The organism is Streptomyces sp. NPDC048191, from assembly GCF_040652655.1.
Classification (GTDB): domain Bacteria; phylum Actinomycetota; class Actinomycetes; order Streptomycetales; family Streptomycetaceae; genus Streptomyces.
Map to the genome: position 1 here is coordinate 63,193 of NZ_JBEZMO010000025.1, position 17,896 is coordinate 81,088.

Annotated in this window: 14 protein-coding genes; 7 read left to right on the top strand and 7 right to left on the bottom strand. The window is 67.1% G+C overall.

From position 1 onward, the window contains the following. Nucleotides 1–25 precede the first annotated feature (25 nt). The 3 genes from AB0D93_RS31255 (at nt 26) to AB0D93_RS31265 (ending at nt 8,344) form a co-directional block, all read left to right on the top strand. Complete coding sequence (locus tag AB0D93_RS31255) at nt 26–2,989, top strand: helicase-related protein (RefSeq protein WP_362126517.1); 2,964 nt, start codon at nt 26–28, stop codon at nt 2,987–2,989. After that, entirely contained in the window at nt 2,989–7,026 is a 4,038-nt protein-coding gene (locus AB0D93_RS31260; protein WP_362126520.1) for an N-6 DNA methylase, read from the top strand. Before AB0D93_RS31255 ends, AB0D93_RS31260 begins: the two co-directional genes overlap by 1 nt. A 67-nt stretch (nt 7,027–7,093) precedes the next feature. Then, a complete protein-coding gene (locus tag AB0D93_RS31265) occupies nt 7,094–8,344 on the top strand; it encodes a hypothetical protein (RefSeq protein WP_362126523.1) in 1,251 nt (416 codons plus the stop codon). A 113-nt stretch (nt 8,345–8,457) separates the two neighbouring features. Here AB0D93_RS31265 and AB0D93_RS31270 read toward each other — a convergent pair whose 3' ends face one another. The 5 genes from AB0D93_RS31270 to AB0D93_RS31290 form a co-directional block, all read right to left on the bottom strand. Then, complete coding sequence (locus AB0D93_RS31270) at nt 8,458–8,643, bottom strand: DUF397 domain-containing protein (protein ID WP_362126526.1); 186 nt, start codon at nt 8,641–8,643, stop codon at nt 8,458–8,460. After that, nucleotides 8,640–9,503: a helix-turn-helix transcriptional regulator gene (locus tag AB0D93_RS31275; RefSeq protein WP_362126528.1), complete on the bottom strand. Its 864-nt coding sequence runs from the start codon at nt 9,501–9,503 to the stop codon at nt 8,640–8,642. Before AB0D93_RS31275 ends, AB0D93_RS31270 begins: the two co-directional genes overlap by 4 nt. 126 nt (nt 9,504–9,629) lie before the next feature. Beyond that, the gene (locus AB0D93_RS31280) at nt 9,630–9,839 is read right to left on the bottom strand and encodes a hypothetical protein (protein WP_362126531.1); all 210 of its coding nucleotides are present in this window, start codon (nt 9,837–9,839) and stop codon (nt 9,630–9,632) included. 4 nt (nt 9,840–9,843) lie between these two features. Then, a complete protein-coding gene (locus AB0D93_RS31285) occupies nt 9,844–10,149 on the bottom strand; it encodes a DUF3293 domain-containing protein (protein WP_362126534.1) in 306 nt (101 codons plus the stop codon). Nucleotides 10,150–11,030: 881 nt separating this feature from the next. Continuing rightward, nucleotides 11,031–11,330: a hypothetical protein gene (locus tag AB0D93_RS31290; RefSeq protein WP_362126537.1), complete on the bottom strand. Its 300-nt coding sequence runs from the start codon at nt 11,328–11,330 to the stop codon at nt 11,031–11,033. A 640-nt stretch (nt 11,331–11,970) separates the two neighbouring features. Between AB0D93_RS31290 and AB0D93_RS31295 the strand changes: the two genes are divergently transcribed. Both AB0D93_RS31295 and AB0D93_RS31300 read left to right on the top strand, forming a co-directional pair. Then, nucleotides 11,971–12,351, top strand: coding sequence for an ATP-binding protein (locus AB0D93_RS31295; RefSeq protein WP_362126540.1), 381 nt, complete (start codon nt 11,971–11,973; stop codon nt 12,349–12,351). A gap of 290 nt (nt 12,352–12,641) precedes the next feature. Beyond that, the gene (locus tag AB0D93_RS31300; protein ID WP_362126543.1) at nt 12,642–13,547 is read left to right on the top strand and encodes a YceI family protein; all 906 of its coding nucleotides are present in this window, start codon (nt 12,642–12,644) and stop codon (nt 13,545–13,547) included. 65 nt (nt 13,548–13,612) lie between these two features. Here AB0D93_RS31300 and AB0D93_RS31305 read toward each other — a convergent pair whose 3' ends face one another. Continuing rightward, nucleotides 13,613–14,116 carry a hypothetical protein gene (locus AB0D93_RS31305; RefSeq protein ID WP_362126546.1) on the bottom strand — a complete coding sequence of 168 codons (504 nt, stop codon included), beginning with the start codon at nt 14,114–14,116 and terminating at the stop codon, nt 13,613–13,615. Between the two features lie 89 nt (nt 14,117–14,205). Further along, the gene (locus AB0D93_RS31310) at nt 14,206–14,604 is read right to left on the bottom strand and encodes an EVE domain-containing protein (protein ID WP_362126549.1); all 399 of its coding nucleotides are present in this window, start codon (nt 14,602–14,604) and stop codon (nt 14,206–14,208) included. A gap of 238 nt (nt 14,605–14,842) precedes the next feature. On the opposite strand from AB0D93_RS31310, the gene AB0D93_RS31315 reads away from it, so the two are divergent. After that, a complete protein-coding gene (locus AB0D93_RS31315; protein WP_362126552.1) occupies nt 14,843–16,660 on the top strand; it encodes a DUF4357 domain-containing protein in 1,818 nt (605 codons plus the stop codon). Further along, the gene (locus AB0D93_RS31320; RefSeq protein ID WP_362126555.1) at nt 16,657–17,868 is read left to right on the top strand and encodes a restriction endonuclease; all 1,212 of its coding nucleotides are present in this window, start codon (nt 16,657–16,659) and stop codon (nt 17,866–17,868) included. The genes AB0D93_RS31315 and AB0D93_RS31320 overlap by 4 nt, the downstream gene beginning before the upstream one ends. Nucleotides 17,869–17,896 lie beyond the last annotated feature (28 nt).

The window sequence follows — 17,896 nt, forward strand, 5'->3', positions numbered from 1 at the left end:
TCTCTTCGAGGACTTGAAGACACACATGGCACTCACGTACTCCGCCGGTTCCCTGGTGAAGGCCCGCGGCCGCGAATGGGTGGTGCTCCCCGAGAGCGAGCCCGACCTGCTCGTCCTTCGTCCGCTCGGTGGTTCGGACGACGATGTCGCCGCCGTGTTCCCGGCGTTCGAGACGGTCGAGGAGGCCCGGTTCGCCGCGCCGGAGGCAAGCGACCTCGGGGACCAGCGGGCGGCCGGCCTGCTGCGCACGGCCCTGCGGATCGGCTTTCGCTCCGGCGCGGGCCCGTTCCGCTCGCTGGCCGGCATGGCGGTGGAGCCGCGCGCCTACCAGCTCGTGCCGCTGCTGATGGCCCTGCGCCAGAAGACGGTCCGCATGCTGATCTCCGACGACGTCGGCATCGGCAAGACCGTCGAAGCGGGACTGATCGCGAGTGAACTCCTCGCGCAGGGCGAGGCCTCGGGCCTGGCTGTCCTGTGCTCCCCCGCATTGGCGGAACAGTGGCAGCAGGAGCTGCGTGGCAAGTTCGGCATAGACGCGGAGCTGGTGCTGTCGTCGACGGTGACGCGCCTGGAGCGGGGCCTGGACCTGGGCCAGTCCCTCTTCGACCGCTACCAGAACGTCATCGTCTCCACGGACTTCATCAAGTCCACCCGTCACCGCGACGACTTCGTACGGCACTGCCCCGACCTGGTGATCGTCGACGAGGCGCACACCTGCGTGGCGGCCGACGACACCAAGACCGGCACGCAGAACCAGCTGCGCTACGAGCTGCTGCGACGGGTCGCCGAGGACGCGGAGCGGCACCTGCTGCTGGTGACGGCGACGCCGCACAGCGGCAAGGAGTCCGCGTTCCGGAATCTGCTGGGCCTGGTCAAGCCCGAACTGGCCCAGGTGAACCTGGAGTCGGAGGCGGGTCGGAAGCTGCTCGCCCAGCACTTCGTGGCCCGCAAGCGCGCGGATGTACGCCAGTACCTCACCAAGGAGGACGGCCTGGCCGACGACTCGCTCGCCGAGCGCACGGCGTTCCCCTCGGACCGCTATTTCAAGGACGAGACGTACAAGCTGTCCCCCGAGTACCGGGCCCTGCTGGACGACGCGATCGCGTACGCGAGCGAGCGGGTGGAGGAGGCTGACGGCCGGGGCCGCCGGGAGGCTCGTATCGCCTGGTGGTCGGCGATCGCGCTGCTGCGCTCCCTGGTGTCCTCGCCGCGCGCGGCGGCGCAGACGCTGCGGACGCGGTCGGCAGCGGCCATCGCGTCGTCGGCGGAGGAGGCCGACAAGCTGGGCGCTCCGCTGAACAGCGACGCGGCTGACAGCGACTCGATGGAGGGCATGGACGTAGCGCCGGGCGCGGAGACCGAGGAGAACGACCCGCGCTCGCGCCTGGCCGAACTGGCGGACAGAGCAGCCGAGTTGGAGGGCCCGACCCAGGACCTCAAACTGAAGGCGCTGATCAAGCACCTCAAGTCGCTGCTGGCCGACGGCTACAACCCGATCGTCTTCTGCCGCTACATCCCCACGGCCAAGTACCTGGCCGAGCAGCTGTCCAACGATCCAGAGACGAAGAAGCGCGGTCCGCTGGGTGCGAAGACGGTCGTCAAGGCGGTGACGGGTGAGCTGTCCCCGCAGCAGCGCATCAACAACATCGAGGCGCTGGCGACGGAGGCCGGCGAGGACGCCGCCGCGCGTCGGGTACTGATCGCCACGGACTGCCTGTCGGAGGGTGTGAACCTCCAGCACTACTTCGACGCGGTGGTCCACTACGACCTGGCGTGGAACCCCACCCGCCACGACCAGCGCGAGGGCCGCGTCGACCGCTACGGCCAGCGTCGCGACGAGGTCCGGGTCATCACCCTCTACGGCGACGACAACGGCATCGACGGCAAGGTCCTCGAAGTCCTCATCAAGAAGCACCGCCAGATCAAGAAGGACCTGGGCATCTCGGTGTCGGTCCCGGACGAGCTGTCCACGGGCGTGACGGACGCGATCGTCGAGTGGCTGCTGATGCGCGGCCGCGAGGACGACGGCGCCCTGTTCAGCGCGGACGCGTTCCGGGTGAGCACGGCCAAGCTGGACAGCGACTGGAACTCGGCGGCAGAGCGGGAGAAGGCCTCGCGTTCTCGGTTCGCGCAGCGGTCGATCCACCCGGAGGAGGTGGCGCGAGAGGTCGCCGCGATTCGGGAGGCGCTGGGCAGTACAGGCGAGGTGGAGACCTTCGTACGGGAGTCGCTGGGCGCGCTGGGTGCGGTTCTGCGAGACGTGGCCTCCGCCGACTTCACGGCGCAGGTGGGTGGCACACCGGCGGGCCTGCGGGACGCCCTGGCCACTGTTGTGGGCGGGGAGGTGATCGAGCACGACCGCCCGATCCCGTTCCGGAGCGATCCGGCGGTGTCGCGCGGCGAGGCTGCCCTGGTTCGTACGGACCCCGTGGTGGGCGCCCTGGCGTCACATGTCCTGAACGCGGCACTGGACGCCCAGGCAGACGGCGCCCGCCCGGCGCGCCGCTGCGGTGTGGTGACGACGGACGCGGTGACGACAGGTACGACGCTGCTGCTGGTCCGGTACCGGTTCCACCTGACCTTGCCGTCGCGGAGCGGCGAGAAGCAGTTGGTCGCGGAGGACGCGCGACTGCTGGCCTTCGAGGGCTCGCCCAAGAACGCGGTGTGGCTGTCGCAGGAGCGTGCGGCGGCGCTGCTGGGCGCGACGGCGTCCAAGAACACGGACCCCCACTTCGGCGAGCGCATGATGAAGCGGGTCCTGGACCAACTCCCCCAGACATACGGCTACCTGGAGTCGTACGGCGAGGATCTGGCCGCCGAGCTGGACGCCTCGCACCGCCGGGTGCGGCAGGCCTCCGGCGAGATCGTCCGTGGCCTGTCGGTGACGGCGCAGAAGCCGGCCGATGTCCTGGGCGCGTACCTCTATCTCCCCGCCAACCCCTCTGCTTCCTCCCCCGCCCCTGCTGCTGTCTCTGGAGCGTCCGCCTGATGTCCGCCACGACTCGCAACCAGGTGTTCACCGCCGTCCACACGGTCGGAGGTCTGCTGCCGGCCGACATGCTGCTGCGCATCTCCGAGGGCAAGGATGTCCCGGGTTCGAAGCCCGCCGACTACGGCCTGCCGTCGTCACGTTCGGTACGGGACGAGGCGGAGCGCAGCTGGGAGTACCTGAAGCCACTCTGGCGCGAGCTGCGCAAGCACCTGCCCGAGGAGCGGGAGACGGGGCTGCTGGCGAGTGACCCGACCGGCCGTGCATCCGCCGACTGGCTGGCGCCGCTGTGGCGGGAGCTGGGCTTCGGCCGCCTGACGCCGATCGGTGCAGAGGGGGTCACAGCCGACTCGGACACGGAGAAGCGGTTCTCGGTCTCCCACCGGTGGCAGCACGCTCTGATCCACCAGGTGCCGTGGAACGCCAACTTGGACAAGCGTCCGGGTGGCGCGGGTACGGTGCCGCCGCAGTCGATGCTCCAGGAGTGCCTGAACCGGACCGAGGCCCACCTGTGGGGCGTCCTGACGAACGGCCGTCAGGTCCGCCTGCTGCGCGACTCCAGCGCGCTGGCCACGGCGTCGTACGTCGAGTTCGACCTTGAGGCGATCTTCGACGGCGAGCTGTTCAGCGAGTTCGTGCTGCTGTACCGGCTGCTGCACGTGTCGCGGTTCGAGGTGGCGGAGGACGCGGCACCGTCGACGTGTTGGCTGGAGAAGTGGCGCACGGAGGCGATCGCACAAGGCACACGCGCCCTGGACCAGCTCAGGAAGGGCGTCCAGCGGGCCCTCACGACCCTGGGCACGGGCTTCCTGAAGCACCCGGGCAACCGGGACTTGCGGGAAACCCTGGAGGTCAAGACCTTCCACTACGCGCTGCTGCGCATGGTCTACCGGCTCCTGTTCCTGTTTGTGGCCGAAGACCGGGAGGTCCTGCTGTCCCCGTCGGCGGACGAGACGGCGAGGGAGCGGTACGCGGCGTACTTCTCCTCGGCCCGCCTTCGCCGGCACGCCCAGCGCCGCCGGGGCACTGCCCACGGCGACCTGTACCAGGCGCTGCGCTTGGTCCTGTCGGGTCTGGGCAACGACGACGGCCTGCCAGAGCTGGGCCTGCCCGGTCTCGGCGGCATCTTCGACGACACGGAGGCGGACAAGGTCCTTCACGGCCTGTCCTTGTCGAACGAGCCGCTGCTGGAGGCGGTACGGGCGCTGTCGATCGTGCGGGACACCAGCAGCAAGCGCAACCGGGTGGTGGACTACCGGCACCTGGACGCGGAGGAGCTGGGCTCGATCTACGAGTCCCTGCTTGAGCTGGTTCCCAAGCACAACGCGACCGACCGCACTTTCGAGCTGGTCGAGCTGGCGGGCAACGCGAGGAAGACGACGGGTTCGTACTACACGCCGTCCTCCCTCATTGAGTGCCTGCTGGATTCGGCGCTGGACCCGGTGGTCGACGACGCGGTGAAGCGCGGCGAGATCCGGGCGACGCGCTCGGCCCAGCCGGACGTGAGTGAGGCGATCGTCGAGGAACTGCTGAACCTGACGGTCTGCGACCCGGCCTGCGGTTCGGGGCACTTCCTGGTGGCCGCAGCTCGCCGAATCGCCAAGCGGGTGGCGGCGGTACGGGAGCAGAACCCTGAGCCGACGATCGACGCGGTGCGGCACGCGCTGCACGAGGTGGTCGCGCGCTGCATCTACGGCGTGGACCTCAACCCGATGGCCGTCGAGCTGGCAAAGGTGTCCCTGTGGCTGGAGGCCCTGGAACCGGGCAAGCCGCTGGGCTTCCTGGATGCCCACATCAAGCACGGCAACGCGCTGATCGGGGCTACGCCTGCACTGCTGGCCAACGGCATCCTTGACGACGCGTTCAAGCCGATCGAGGGGGACGACAAGAAGATCGCGGCAGCCATCAGGAAGCGGAACGCGGCCGAGTGCGGCGGCCAGTTGAGCTTCCACACGGAGGAGCGCATCTGGGTGTCGAACGCGGCTTTCGCGGCCAGCCTGCGCGACATCACTGCCGCCCCGTCCGACACCTTGAGCGATGTCCGACTCCAGTCGAGCCGCTTCCGCAAGCTGGAGCAGTCGGCGGACTACCTTCGGGCCCTACACATCGGCGACGCCTGGTGCGCAGCATTCGTCTGGCCCAAGGTCCAGGGCGCCCCGACCCCGGTGACGGAGGGGGTCTTCCGGGACCTCCAGAGCGCGGGCGCGGGCATCCCGGTGAGCACGAACGACGAGATCATCCGGCTTGCGCAGCAGTACAAGTTCTTTCATTGGCACCTAGAGTTCTCCGACGTGTTCTCCGTTTCGGAGGACGGCAAGGGCGTGTCGCCAGCGACCGGCTGGGCGGGCGGCTTCGACTGCGTCGTGGGGAACCCGCCGTGGGACAGTGTGGACTTCCGCGAGCAGGAGTTCTTCGCGCAGCGCGCACCGGAGATCGCAGAGGCGTCCAGTACCGCCGTTCGGAAGAACATGATCGAAGCGCTCAAGGACTCGCCGGATACGCTGCCTCTGCATCAGGAGTTCGAGGCAGGCAAGCGGAAGGTGTACGCCGAGAGCCACTTCCTGCGGCAGTCGGGGCGGGTTCCGCTGACGGGGCAGGGCAACCTCAACACGTACGCAGTCTTCGCCGAGACCGCCCGCACCCTGCTCGGCCCGAAAGGGCGAGCAGGCGTCCTCGTCCCTACAGGAATCGTAACGGACGCGCGCACGCAACACTTCTCCGGTGACCTGGTACGGAGCGCGGCTATTGCGGCGCTGTACGACTTCGAAAACCGCGCCAACCTCTTCCCGGCTGTGGACTCTCGGATGAAATTCAGCGTCCTGTCTATGGTCGGTCGCGCCATGCGCGAGCCGGCGGCTCGATTTGCGTTCTTCCTACACGACCCCGCGGAACTGAACGAAGCGGACAAGACGTTCACCCTAACGCCGGAGGAAATCAAGCTTCTCAACCCCAACACTGGAACGCTGCCGATCTTCAGGTCTCGTCGAGACGCAGAAATCACATTGGAGATGCACCAGCGGTTTCCTGTCCTCTGGGAGGAAGGAAAGCCTGACGGCAACCGATGGAACATTTCTTTCCTGCGCATGTTCGACATGGGACACGACTCCGCACTTCTCCATCCTCGCGCAGAACTGGAGTCTTCCGGTTGGAAGCTTGAGGGCAACATATTTTCTAAGGGTGCGAAGCGAATGCTGCCCTTGTACGAAGCGAAAATGACCGACTTTTACAACCATCGCGCCGCAGATGTCGTGAAAAGTGCTACAGCAATGAAGCGCCAAAATCAACCTAGCCCACTGAGTGCAACAGACCTGCAAGACCCTGGAAGGCTAGCACTCCCAAACAGCTGGGTAGAGGAGAGTGACGTTCGCGCCAGGCTGGAAGAAAAGGCATGGGATCACTCTTGGTATGCCGGGTGGCGAGACGTGACCAGCTCCACCAACGAACGCACCATGGTGACCTCATTTCTTCCGGACGTAGGGGTCGGTCATAAGTTTCTCATCGCTCTTGCACGGAGGGCAGAACTGCTCATCGCCGCCTGGTCATCCTTCGTATACGACTACGCAGCCCGTCAGAGCATCGGCGGCAACTCGATGAGCTTCTTCATCGTCAAACAGCTTCCCGTACCGACCCCTGAAATCATGGCTACGCACCGACATTGGGTAGTCCCTCGCCTCATCGAGCTCTCCTACACTGCAAGCGATATGAAGAAGTTCGCCGCAGACCTCGGCGATACTGGAACCCCATTCTGCTGGGACGATCACCGCCGCCGGGTCATCCTGACGGAACTCGATGCCATGTTCTTCCACCTCTATGGAGTCTCTCGCCATAACGTGGATTACATCCTCGAAACCTTCCCCATCGTCCGCCGCAAAGACGAGGCCAAGTACGGCACCTACCGCACCAAGGAACTAATCCTCGCCGAGTACGACCGCATGGCCGCAGCTGGCGTCAGCCTCGAAAATCCCTTGGTGGACGGCGAGAACTACACCTCCACTCTCACCCCGCCCCCGGGCCACGGCCCCCGGCACCCCGCCTGACTGCCCGGCGATCGCCGCGCGCACCACGACCACCCTCAACTGCGAGATGCCACTTCAGGAGCGGGCAATGGACAACGAGATTCAGCTGATCAGTGACGGTGATGGGCTGGCGGTCATCGGCAATGCGACGGATGTCGAACGCTTCCTCCTCTCGGAGGGACTGCCGTCGAAGGACCTCGGCGTGCAACGCCTCAAGTCCGTCTTCGGTACCGGGGCCGCAGCCGCTCAGGCAGGTTCGGAGATTGCCGCCAGTTCCGGTCGCTGGGTGAAGCTGACCAAGGAGTCTGCGCAGCGTGTCAAGAAGTTCGGTCTCACGGAAACCAAAACGCCAGGCATCAGCCACGCAATGGCGGGGAAGCCTGGCTCTATCAAGTCATGGCTCCAGATCGAGAAGGGGGCCGGCTCGTTCCTGACCAACCCGGCGCTTCTGTCTGGTGCCGCGGGGATCATGGCCCAGCTCGCGATGCAGCAGGCCATGGACGAGATCACCGACTATCTCGCCACGATCGACGAGAAGGTCGACGACGTGCTGCGCGCTCAGAAGGACGCTGTGGTGGCCCGAATGATCGGAGTGGATCTCATGATCGAGGAGACCATGACCATCCGACAGCAGGTGGGCCGGGTCTCCGAGGTCACCTGGTCGAAGGTGCAGGCCGCGCCGGCGACGATCGCAGACACCCAGGCGTACGCGCTGCGTCAGCTCGACGCACTCACGGAGAAGATGGAGCGCAAGACCACGATCGGTGACCTCGCCACGACGGCCAAGGAAGCCGAGTCCACGGTTCGGGAGTGGCTTGCTGTTCTGGCTCGCTGCTTCCAACTTCAGGACGCGATCGCGGTGCTCGAACTCGACCGAGTGCTGGACGCGACCCCGCATGAGCTGGACCAGCATCGCATCGGGCTTCGGGCTGCCCGACAGAACCGCCTGGATCTCATCGCGCGGAGCACCGAGCGTCTGGTGGCCCGGATGGATGTGGCTGCCGGCACGGCCAACGCGAAAGTGCTGCTGAACCCGTTCAAGTCCCCGGCCCTAGTCCAGTCGAGCAACCATGTCGCAACCAGCGTCCATGACTTCAACGGGCGGCTCGGGATCGAGTCCGGTCGCCTGTCATCGGAGGCGAGACGATGGGTGGACGCGGCCACGGAGGCGAGGGACAAGGCGCTCGAGACAGGAGCGAAAAGCGTCGACGCCGCCATAAGCTTCGGCAACGAGACCCTCGACCGGGCCAGCTCGGTAACGGGCAAACTCTCCAGCGAGATCGCCGACCGAGCGCGCCGTCTGCTCGGGGACGAGGAGGAACGCGACGCGGACGGCTGAGAGAGCGCCGACCGTCAGCCACGTGCGCAGCCCGGCTACACCCTCACTCCGAAGAGCCGGTTTAGCGTCACGGTGGCATGCGTCTGCCGGCCTGCCATCGTGACGCGTCACCTTCAGTCCTCCGCCAGAAAGTCCAGGAATCGCGACCAGCCGTCCCGGCCCACAGCAAAGGCCGGACGGGTCACGTCCTTGGAGTCCCGTACACGGACGGCCTGTTCGGTGACGGCGATCTCTACACAGCTGTCACCCTGGCTACCGCTGTAGCTGGACTTGAACCAGGCCAGTTCCGTCGTGCTCATAGCTCTCCTCGGAGTCGCTCCAGCAGACCCCGCGAGTCCTGGGCGTTCAGGGCCTGCGAGCGCAGTGTGTCATAGCGCTGTTGGAGGAGGCTCACCTCTTTCGGGTCGGAGATCAGCCGGCCGTTCTGCTGCCCCTCGGAGTAGGCAAGGCGCTGCCCCTTCGGGGTCTCCAACAGTTGGAGAGGACCATCGAGGCAAGCGTGTAATCCCGCTTCCACCGGAACGACCTGAAGGGTCACGTTGCGAGGTGCGCTCGACTCCAGCACATGGTCGAACAACTCCCGCATCTTCCCCGCCTCCCCGAACCGGCGGCGAAACACACTTTCCTCGACGATGAAGCTGAACGGAGTCGTCGGCCGCTCGGACAGCATCCGCTGGCGCTCCATCCGCCGCTCCATGAAGCTCTCAAGCTGGTCGTCCGGCGCCACGGGCACGGTCCCCTCGAACACCGCCCGCGCATACCCCTCCGACTGCAACAACCCCGGCACCAACCGGCACTCATACGTACACAGACTCACCGCCACCCGCTCCAGCCGAGCCCATTGCCGAAACCAAGCCGCCAGCCCCGCCTCCCCCCGAGTCAGGAACCGCGCCGCCTGCCGCAACGCCCCCGTATTGCCCAGCGCGTCCTCCGCCCGCTCGACGAAGGATGCATCTGGCATTCGCCGGCCCAGCTCGACCGACTCAACCGTGTGCTTGGAGAAGCGCACCAACTCCGCGAACTCCGTCCGGCTCAGCCCCGCGTGCTCGCGCAGCGCCTGTACGACCGCCCCGAAGGTCCGCAGGCTGTCGGACGGGTCCGGCTCCCGCTCGTACTCGGCGCCGGCCGCCACCGGGTCGACGTTGTCGGTCGTCGTCATTCGAGGCCCACCTCCAGGTGCACACGTGCCAACCCCCGCCATCGAAACCCAGCGTGGCCAACCGGAATTCGTACTGTCCACCGAACGTGTCCGTACGCTGACCCACCGTACGGAGGTCAGGCCGCGTCAGCCTGCGCCCTCCACATAGGGACGGGCCAAGCGGCGCAGCGGGGACGTCTTGTCCCACACGTGCCAGCGCGCGCCGCACACCGGGTCGGCCTCGTAGGTCACCTCCGCCGGGAAGCCGTCGGCCTTGATCCGCTGGGCAGGCGGACCGGCCAGCGTCCTGCCGCAGCGGGGGCAGTGGTCCGGCGTGCGCATGGGGAACATGCCCATTGGTTCATCTCCTGCGTATGTCAGCTTCCGCCGAGGTGCCGCTCCGACGAGGCCTCCGAGCGGTCGCGCTCGGCGTCACCCCTTGAGGAAAGCGATGAAAGCCGGCCGCTCTCGCACGCGGCCCATCCGCTTGCAGCCACAGCCTCGCTGTAGCGCGCCAGAACACGCCAGGCGTCTGAGTCCAAGCGAAGATCGCGTCCTGGCCGAAGAGGCGCCCCAGTTCACGCGCCGCTGCATCGCTGAGGCCGATGACGGCGACGCTCTCCTCACGGTGCGTCCCGCACGCGTCGCCCCCTGCGGCGGACCCCACATCAGATTCCGGCTACGGATCTCGTTGACCAAGCGGCCCTGGGCGCGGGCGGACTTCGAACACCTCCCCCAACGGCACGGGAGCCTCGTGCGTTGCGGGCATCGGCTCCGTCACCTGATCAGTGGCCACGCTGAAAGACCTCACTGGCCCTGGACCCATGTGATCACCGACGCCCTGGACCGGCTCCCCACGCCCTCCCGAACCCCGGCTGACCGGCACCTTCCCGCGCCTGCGAGCATCGCCAGCCCACCGGAGCCGTGGAACCCGGCGCACACCCGACGCGACAGCCGGGCACTCAACCTGCCCAGAATCCGTAAATCCCCACCACCACTCACCACAAAGGGCGTCAGCAAGCTGACAAGCCCTCATGAATGATCGAGGTTAACTGGCAGAAGGGATGCTTTTCGTCCATCCCACTGAGAGTGCCCAGGTTCCGCTTGTCTTGGTTGTAACCGATACCGCAACGTTCTTGTGGACGTGCCTGAGGCCTACTTCGTTCAACTGTCCGGGGTCGCCGTCTGCACAGACGACGGTGTAGCTCACGATCGAGCCGACATTGACGTCGATGGTGCCGGAACCTGAACAGATCACCCCAACTTCCAGGGTGCCGTGCTTGATTTGCGGGATCTTGGGGAACGTGTGAGGCCCGGTCCTACCACCTGCCCGGATGAAGGCTTGCTCCGCGCCGGGAAGTTGAGGTGGAGTTCCGGGATCCGCGGTTGCCGAGGGGCTGGCGGCAGGTGTGCCAGGTGAAGCTGACTTGGCCGGCGGCCCACTGGTAGCCGCTCGGTGTCCGTCCGGCGTCGTGCTGGTGCATCCGGTCAGCGCCAGGATGGCCATCGCACTGACCATCCCCAGTCGATTCACCGGGATGACGGTGTTCAGTCGTCCCACGTGTACCACCCGACATGCAGGGGGCCGTAGCCGGTCACGTTGTTCTTCGTCAGGTAGCAGGTGTGATGCTCCCAGTAGGCAGTGCCGGTGAACTTCCTGCGCCACACGCCGTACTGGGCATGCACCGTCCTGTGGGAAGGAGCGTCTCGCACGTGCACCACGTTGCCGAGTTTGGCCGTTATGGACGTCGATATCGAGGCACCGAACTTCGTATTTACTTCGGACACCACGTTGCTGACCTTCGTGGTGATTTCACCGGAGAAGCTGACGCCGACAGTCCCGGACACACCTCCGGAGTAGCCGGCGGCGCGGTATGGAGCAGGCCGTCACTAACTTCGTCACCGGCCTGAGGCACCGCGACGGTAGTGGTCGCAGTGGGCGTCGGGTCCGCCGCCAGTGCCGGGGTTGATGCCCCCAGGACCATGGCGCTAGCGAAAACTACCGACCCTGCAAGCAGACGCACTTCTTCCCCCTGTTTTCCAGAAACAAAACGATTGGTTGGTCGACGGCGGAGCCTAGGGAGCAGCTGGTATGCCGTGGGCAAAATTGAGCAGATCTTGAGGTGAACATGCCGACCCTGTTGTTTTCGGTCCTGCCGTAGACGCCGGGGCAGGGCTCGTGCAGCGCCGCGAGACACTGAGGTCTTTCAGCGTGGCCACGGATCAGGTGACGGAGTCGATGCCCGCAACGCACGAGGCTCCCGTACCGTCCAGGGGATGCGCTCGTACCCTCACGCAGCGTACGGGCCTCTCCCCTGGCGTGTGCCCCCGCGTGCCCCTCACGGTGGCTCTCATGAACGTGACCACTCCCCACGCATCCACCTCCGTCAGGGATTTCACTCAGCAGCTGTCCTCCACCCGTCGCGGCGCAAGGCTCGCCCGGTTGCTTACAGCTGCGAAGCTGCGGGTCTGGCAGGTATCACCGTCCGTGGTCGAGCGGGCGGAGCAGATCGTGGCGGAGCTGGCGGCCAACGCGGCGCTGCACGGCCGGGTTCAGGGCCGCGACTTCCGCCTGGCGCTCCGCCTCGACCCCACGGCCGGACTCCTGCGGATCGCGGTCACCGATGCTCGGGGTGACCTCATGCCATCAGCCGTCACGGACTTCGAGACCCGGTCCGACAGCGAGACAGGCCGTGGCCTCCTCATCGTCACCGCCCTGGCCGACCGCTGGGCCTCGGAACCGTATCCGCCGGGTGGCAAGACCGTCTGGGCGGAAATCGACACCTCCACCGGTTCCGGCACCGGCTCTAGCCGTCCCACCGTGCACAGGATGTGTGGACCGCGTGAGGGAACGGCGAGCCCTACGTAAACCTCGCGGAATTCTGGGTGCCGTTCGCCACAGCAGTGATGCAAAGCGCAAGGAGTAAGGAGTCGCCATATGGGCCCAGGACTACGGCCGCTGACGGGGGCCGGACGCGTTGGAACACCTTGTCGCACGTCGATATCAGTGAGGAACTGGCCCGCACCACCTACCCTATGATCGTTGAAAGTTTGACCTCATCGCGCCTGCAACCAGTCTCCGGAAGGTCTGGCCGCCCGTGGACGTCGGCACCTTTGCGAGGCTCGCGGTCGTGATGCGGGTGAAGAAAGGTGAAGAGCATGGCCTTCGGACTGCTGCGGCGCCGGCGTTCCCGCACCGCCGCGTCGGACTTCTCGGTACCCCTGCCGGCCGGTGCGGGCGCATACGGCTGCGAGGTCGTCGATCCCTTGGGACAGCCTCTGGCGGGCGCCGAGGTCACCGTGACCGCGTTGGACAGCCACCGCGTCGTCGCCCGCGGCACCACCGATCCGTACGGCCTGTTCGTGGCGATGCTGCCGGCCGCCTCCTACAGCGTGATGGCCACGGCGGAGGGGCTCGCACCGGCCCGCGAGAGTGTCGACATAGCCGCCGGAGTCGTCGTCTCCCCGGCCCGCATCGCGCTGCTGCCTGCCCGTCAGCTGGAACTCCCGTCGCCCGGCACCTGGTTGTTCGACCCTCCGCACACCGCGATCCGATTCATCGCCAAGCACGTGGGCATGGCGCACGTCCACGGCCGCTTCACCCGCTTCGACGGTGGTATCCGCATCGCATCGGACATGTCCGACTCTCAAGTGTCGGTACGCATCGACGCCTCCAGCATCACCACGGGCAACAAGACCCGTGACAGCCACCTGCGTTCCGCGGACTTCCTCGACGTCGAGCGTTATCCGTACATCGATTTCGCCAGCACCCGGTTCGTCTACCGCGGCGGCTCCAAGTGGACGCTGCACGGCACGCTCACCATGCACGGCACCAGCCGTTCCGTGGGCCTGGACACGACGTACCTCGGCACGGTGAACGGCGGTTACGAGCAGGAACTACGCTGCGCGGCACTGGCGAAGACGGAGCTGCACCGGGAGGACTTCACCCTCAACTGGCGCTCGATGCTCGCCCGTGGCATCTCGGTCGTCGGGCCGACCGTGCAGCTGGAGCTGGACGTCCAGGCGATGTACCGCACCCCCGAGACCCCCACGCCCCCGGAGTAGGCGACGCGCCGGCGCCGCCCCGTGGCTCAGCCGACCTGGGGAGGCCGGTCTTCGAGACTCCTGGACTAACCCGACACGGGTTCCTTCCAGCGGTAGCCCTCGGCCGTCTCGTCGTAGGGGCGGAGCAACGGCTCCAACTCCGCGCTCACCAGGTCGGCGTCGGTCGCGGGCAGCGTCAGGGACGCGCGCCGCATGCGGACGCTCCACGTGGCTGGGTCGGGGAACACCGACAGTCGCGGAACCAGGTCGCGCAGGACCAGCCCCTCGCGGAAGCGGGCCAGGCCGGACACCTTCAGGCGGCAGCCCTCGGGAAAGGTCCGCTCGCCGAAGGCGACCGGCTCATCCAGGGCCCGCACCGGACTGGCGATCGTGGCCCGGCCGACGACCCGTCCAAGGTCCCGCGTCGGGTTCCGGAAGCAGCCCCGCGTGGTGTAGAGGAAGATCTCATCGCCTTCCTCCAGCGCCCGGGCCGCCTTCGCCCGGCCCGCGGGGAACGCCATCCGCTGCTCGGTCACCACCCAGCTCAGGGCGGCCCGGTCTCCGATGATCAGCAGGTGCGACGACGGCATGCCGATCACGATAGCTGGCGGGGGTGGGTCACTCGACGGGCGGCGGCTCACGGGCCAGAGGACCCGTTTCCGCCACCGTCAAGGTCGTTCTACAGCCCAGCCCTCGCCAGCAACACCGGCAGTGCCTCGGGCTTCACCTTCTGCACCGACCTCACCTGTCCGAGGCCCAGTTCCTCCCGGCTGACCGGGCTGCCGTACAACGCGTCCGTCGCCTCCGGCAGCAGGGTCACCTCGACTCGGTGCGAGAACTCCGGGTCCTCCGGATCGTCGTACGGCTCCCCGTCGACCTCGGCCACCGCCGCGACGGCAGACTCCGGCGCGCTGAAGAAGAACCACAGGCGGTCGCCCTTGCTCATGCGGTTACGCCGGTTGAGCCACAGGTCGAGTTCGGGTTCTTCTCGTGCGAGTCTACGGATGGTCTCCTTGTCCGAAGGTTCTCCGTCCAGCGTGTCCTTGTTCGGGTTGAGGATGTAGATCCAGTCCTGCACGCTTCCCCCAACTGCCGCCGTCGCCGTGCCCCGCGAGCACGGATCTGCCCCTGCCGTCCATCGTGTCAGCCGACAGAGCCGACCGCACAGGAACGCCCACGCCCAACCCGCGGTCATCATCCGTCCCCAACAGGCGACTACGACCGGCGCACCCTCCGCGTCATGAACCCCAAGGCAGCTTGTCGGTGCCAACCCCTATGGTTCTCGAAGGATCTTCTGAGAGGTTGGGGGGGCGGCTATGACCGCCAATGGCAGGCAGTACCCGGAGTTCCAGTTGCGGCTGCCGAACGGCGGGCCGGTGGCCCGGGGGCGTCTACTCGCCGAAAAGGGCGCGAGGGGGAGCCGAAAGCTCGTTGTGAGGGCGGGGTCTCCAGTGCGGGCCAAGGTTGTGCCGTCCTTCGCCGAGCGCAAGCCACCTTCGTACCGCACGCGGCAGGAACTGATCGCGGCTGGGTCCATCCGGCAGTCTGACAGCCGTCCAGGGTGGCTGGAGACAGCCCGAGACATTGAGTTCACCTCGCCCTCGGCCGCCGCCGAAGTCTTGATGGGATGCAGCGCCAACGGTTGGGGGGTGTGGAAGACCAACGAGGGCGTTTCCTTGCTGGACTATGTCACTGAGAGCACGACCGGACCCAACCGCCCCTGGCTCATCCGCGGGTCCAACGTCACCGGTTTGGACTTGGTTCAGCGCCTGTGGCTGCCCGAAGGCTGCATTTCCCTCGCCGCCGCCCGACTTCGTCAGGGCGTGGCGGGTGGCACCAGCAAGGAGGGCCTGCGTGCCATGGTGCAGGAGGACTACGAGTCCACAGCCACGTACAGCCAGAAACAGCAGCTGGTCGAGGAACTGCACGCCTTCCTCTCACGTATGAAGCCCGGCGACACCGTGTGCACCATCTCCGGCGGGCAGCTGTACATCGGCGAGATCACCGGTGAAGTCCAGCAGACAGAGTCCGAGGACCGGCGATCCAACCTGCGTCGGCCTGTCGATTGGCAGCCGACCGGCTTCCCCTACGACGACCTGCCCGAGGAACTGCAGCAGAAGCTGTCCGTCCAACACGACGTCGTCGACCTCACCTCTGTCCAGGCACACATCGAGGGTCTCGGTCTCACGGATCAGGAACTGGCCGAGGAGGCGGAGGCGACGGTACGGGACCCGAGCCTGGAGATACCCGCCCTCACTGCACGCCGCGAGCTGGAACTGCCCCGGCCGGCCGAGGCACTGGCCGCCGACCTCCTTGTGCACGACGTGGCATGGCTGCAAGAGGTGCACGAGCTGCTGTGGGACGAACGCCAGTTGGTGTTCTACGGCCCTCCCGGCACCGGAAAGACCTACCTCGCCCTGAAACTCGCCGAGTTCTTCGGCGGCGGCCCCGAGCAGGTCAAGCTCGTGCAGTTCCATCCCTCCTACGCCTATGAGGACTTCTTCGAGGGCTTCCGGCCCCAGGAGGATCCGCAGAGCAGGGAGGTGGCGTTCCGGCTCACTGCCGGCCCGCTGCGGGAACTCGCCGACCTCGCCTCCCGCGAGGGCAACCGGCACATCCCACACTTCCTGATCATCGACGAGATCAACCGCGCCAACCTGGCCAAGGTGTTCGGCGAGCTGTACTTCCTGCTGGAGTACAGGAACAAGTCGGTCCGGCTCACCTACTCGGGCGATGACTTCGCGCTGCCGCCGAACCTGTTCGTGATCGGCACGATGAACACGGCGGACCGGTCCATCGCGCTCGTCGACGCGGCCATGCGGCGGCGGTTCGCGTTCGTGGAGCTGTCACCGCGCATCGAGCCCACGAGCGGGTTGCTGCGCCGGTGGCTGACCAGAGAGGACAAGGACGCCCAGCCCGCTGATCTCCTCGACGCGCTCAACTCGCGTATCGACGATCCGGACTTCCGGATCGGGCCCTCGTACCTGATGAAGAAGGGCGTATACCGGGACGGCGGTCTGGAGCGGACCTGGCGGACCAAGATCCTGCCTCTTCTGGAGGAGCATCACTACGGCGAGGGTGTGGACGTCGAGAGGCGGTACGGACTGGCCGCACTGCGGGAGTCGCTCGGGTGACGCCGGTCGTCGAGATCGTCGAGCACGCGCCGGCGGTCAGCCTCGCCCTGCCGGACGCGGTCGGCCGCGCACTGGCCGCCGGGGGCATCCTTGCGGCGGCGCCCGATCCATACGCTCCGGGGCGTTGGTCGTTGCGGGCCGGAAGCAAGGTGGGCTCGGTGGCAGTCGGGGTGCCGGGCACGGACGAGGCGTTCACCGTGAGGGTCGTCCCCAAGGTCCCCGTCGCCCGGCTCTTCTTCCTACTCGGCTACAGCCTCGATCCGCAGGGTGCCTGGCGGGAGGGCGAAGTCGAGGTGGCCGAGCACCGGGATCTGCTGCCCGCGCTGGCACACACCGTGGAGCGGCAGGTGGACCGGGCCCTGCGCCAGGGTCTGTTGCAGGGATACCGGACCACGGAGGAGTCCGCCCTCGTCGTCCGCGGCCGGATCCGTGAGGCCGAGCAAATCCGGCGTCGCTTCGGCGCCACCTTGCCGGTGGAGGTGACGTACGACGAGTTCACCGCCGACATCGCGGAGAACCGTCTGCTGCGGGCGGCGGTCGAACGCCTGCTGCGGCTGCCCGGCGTACCGGGCGACGTGCGCCGCAGGCTGCTGCACCAGCGGGGGCGGCTGGCCGACGTGACCGTGGTCGTGCGTGGACAGCCTCTCCCCGTCTGGCGGCCCACGCGGCTCAACGCCCGCTACCACACGGCCCTGCGCCTCGCGCGTGTCGTCCTGGAGAACGCGTCCGCGGAACACGCCCCCGGCGGGCTCCGCATCGACGGGTTCCTGTTCGACATGAACAAACTCTTCGAGGACTTCGTGACGGTCGCACTGCGGGAGGCCCTGCACGGCGCGGGACTCACCTCGCGTCTTCAGGACGTTCACCACCTCGACGAGGCCGCCGCGGTCCGTATGCGTCCCGACTTCGTGCTGTACGGCGCTGACGGGGTTCCGGCCGCCGTGGTGGACGCCAAGTACAAGGCGGAGCAGCGCGGCGGCTTCCCCGATGCCGACCTGTACCAGATGCTGGCCTACTGCACGGCCCTGGGGCTGCGGGAGGGCCACCTGGTGTACGCGAAGGGCAACGCCTCCCACGCCGCGCACCGGGTGCGGCACGCCGGCATTCTCATTCACCAACACGCACTCGACCTGGACCAGCAGCCCGCCCGACTGCTCGCGGACATCGCCGCCGTGGCCCTGCGGATGCTTCCCGACCTGCGCGTATGATCGACGCGGAGGGGTCCGTTCAGGGGTG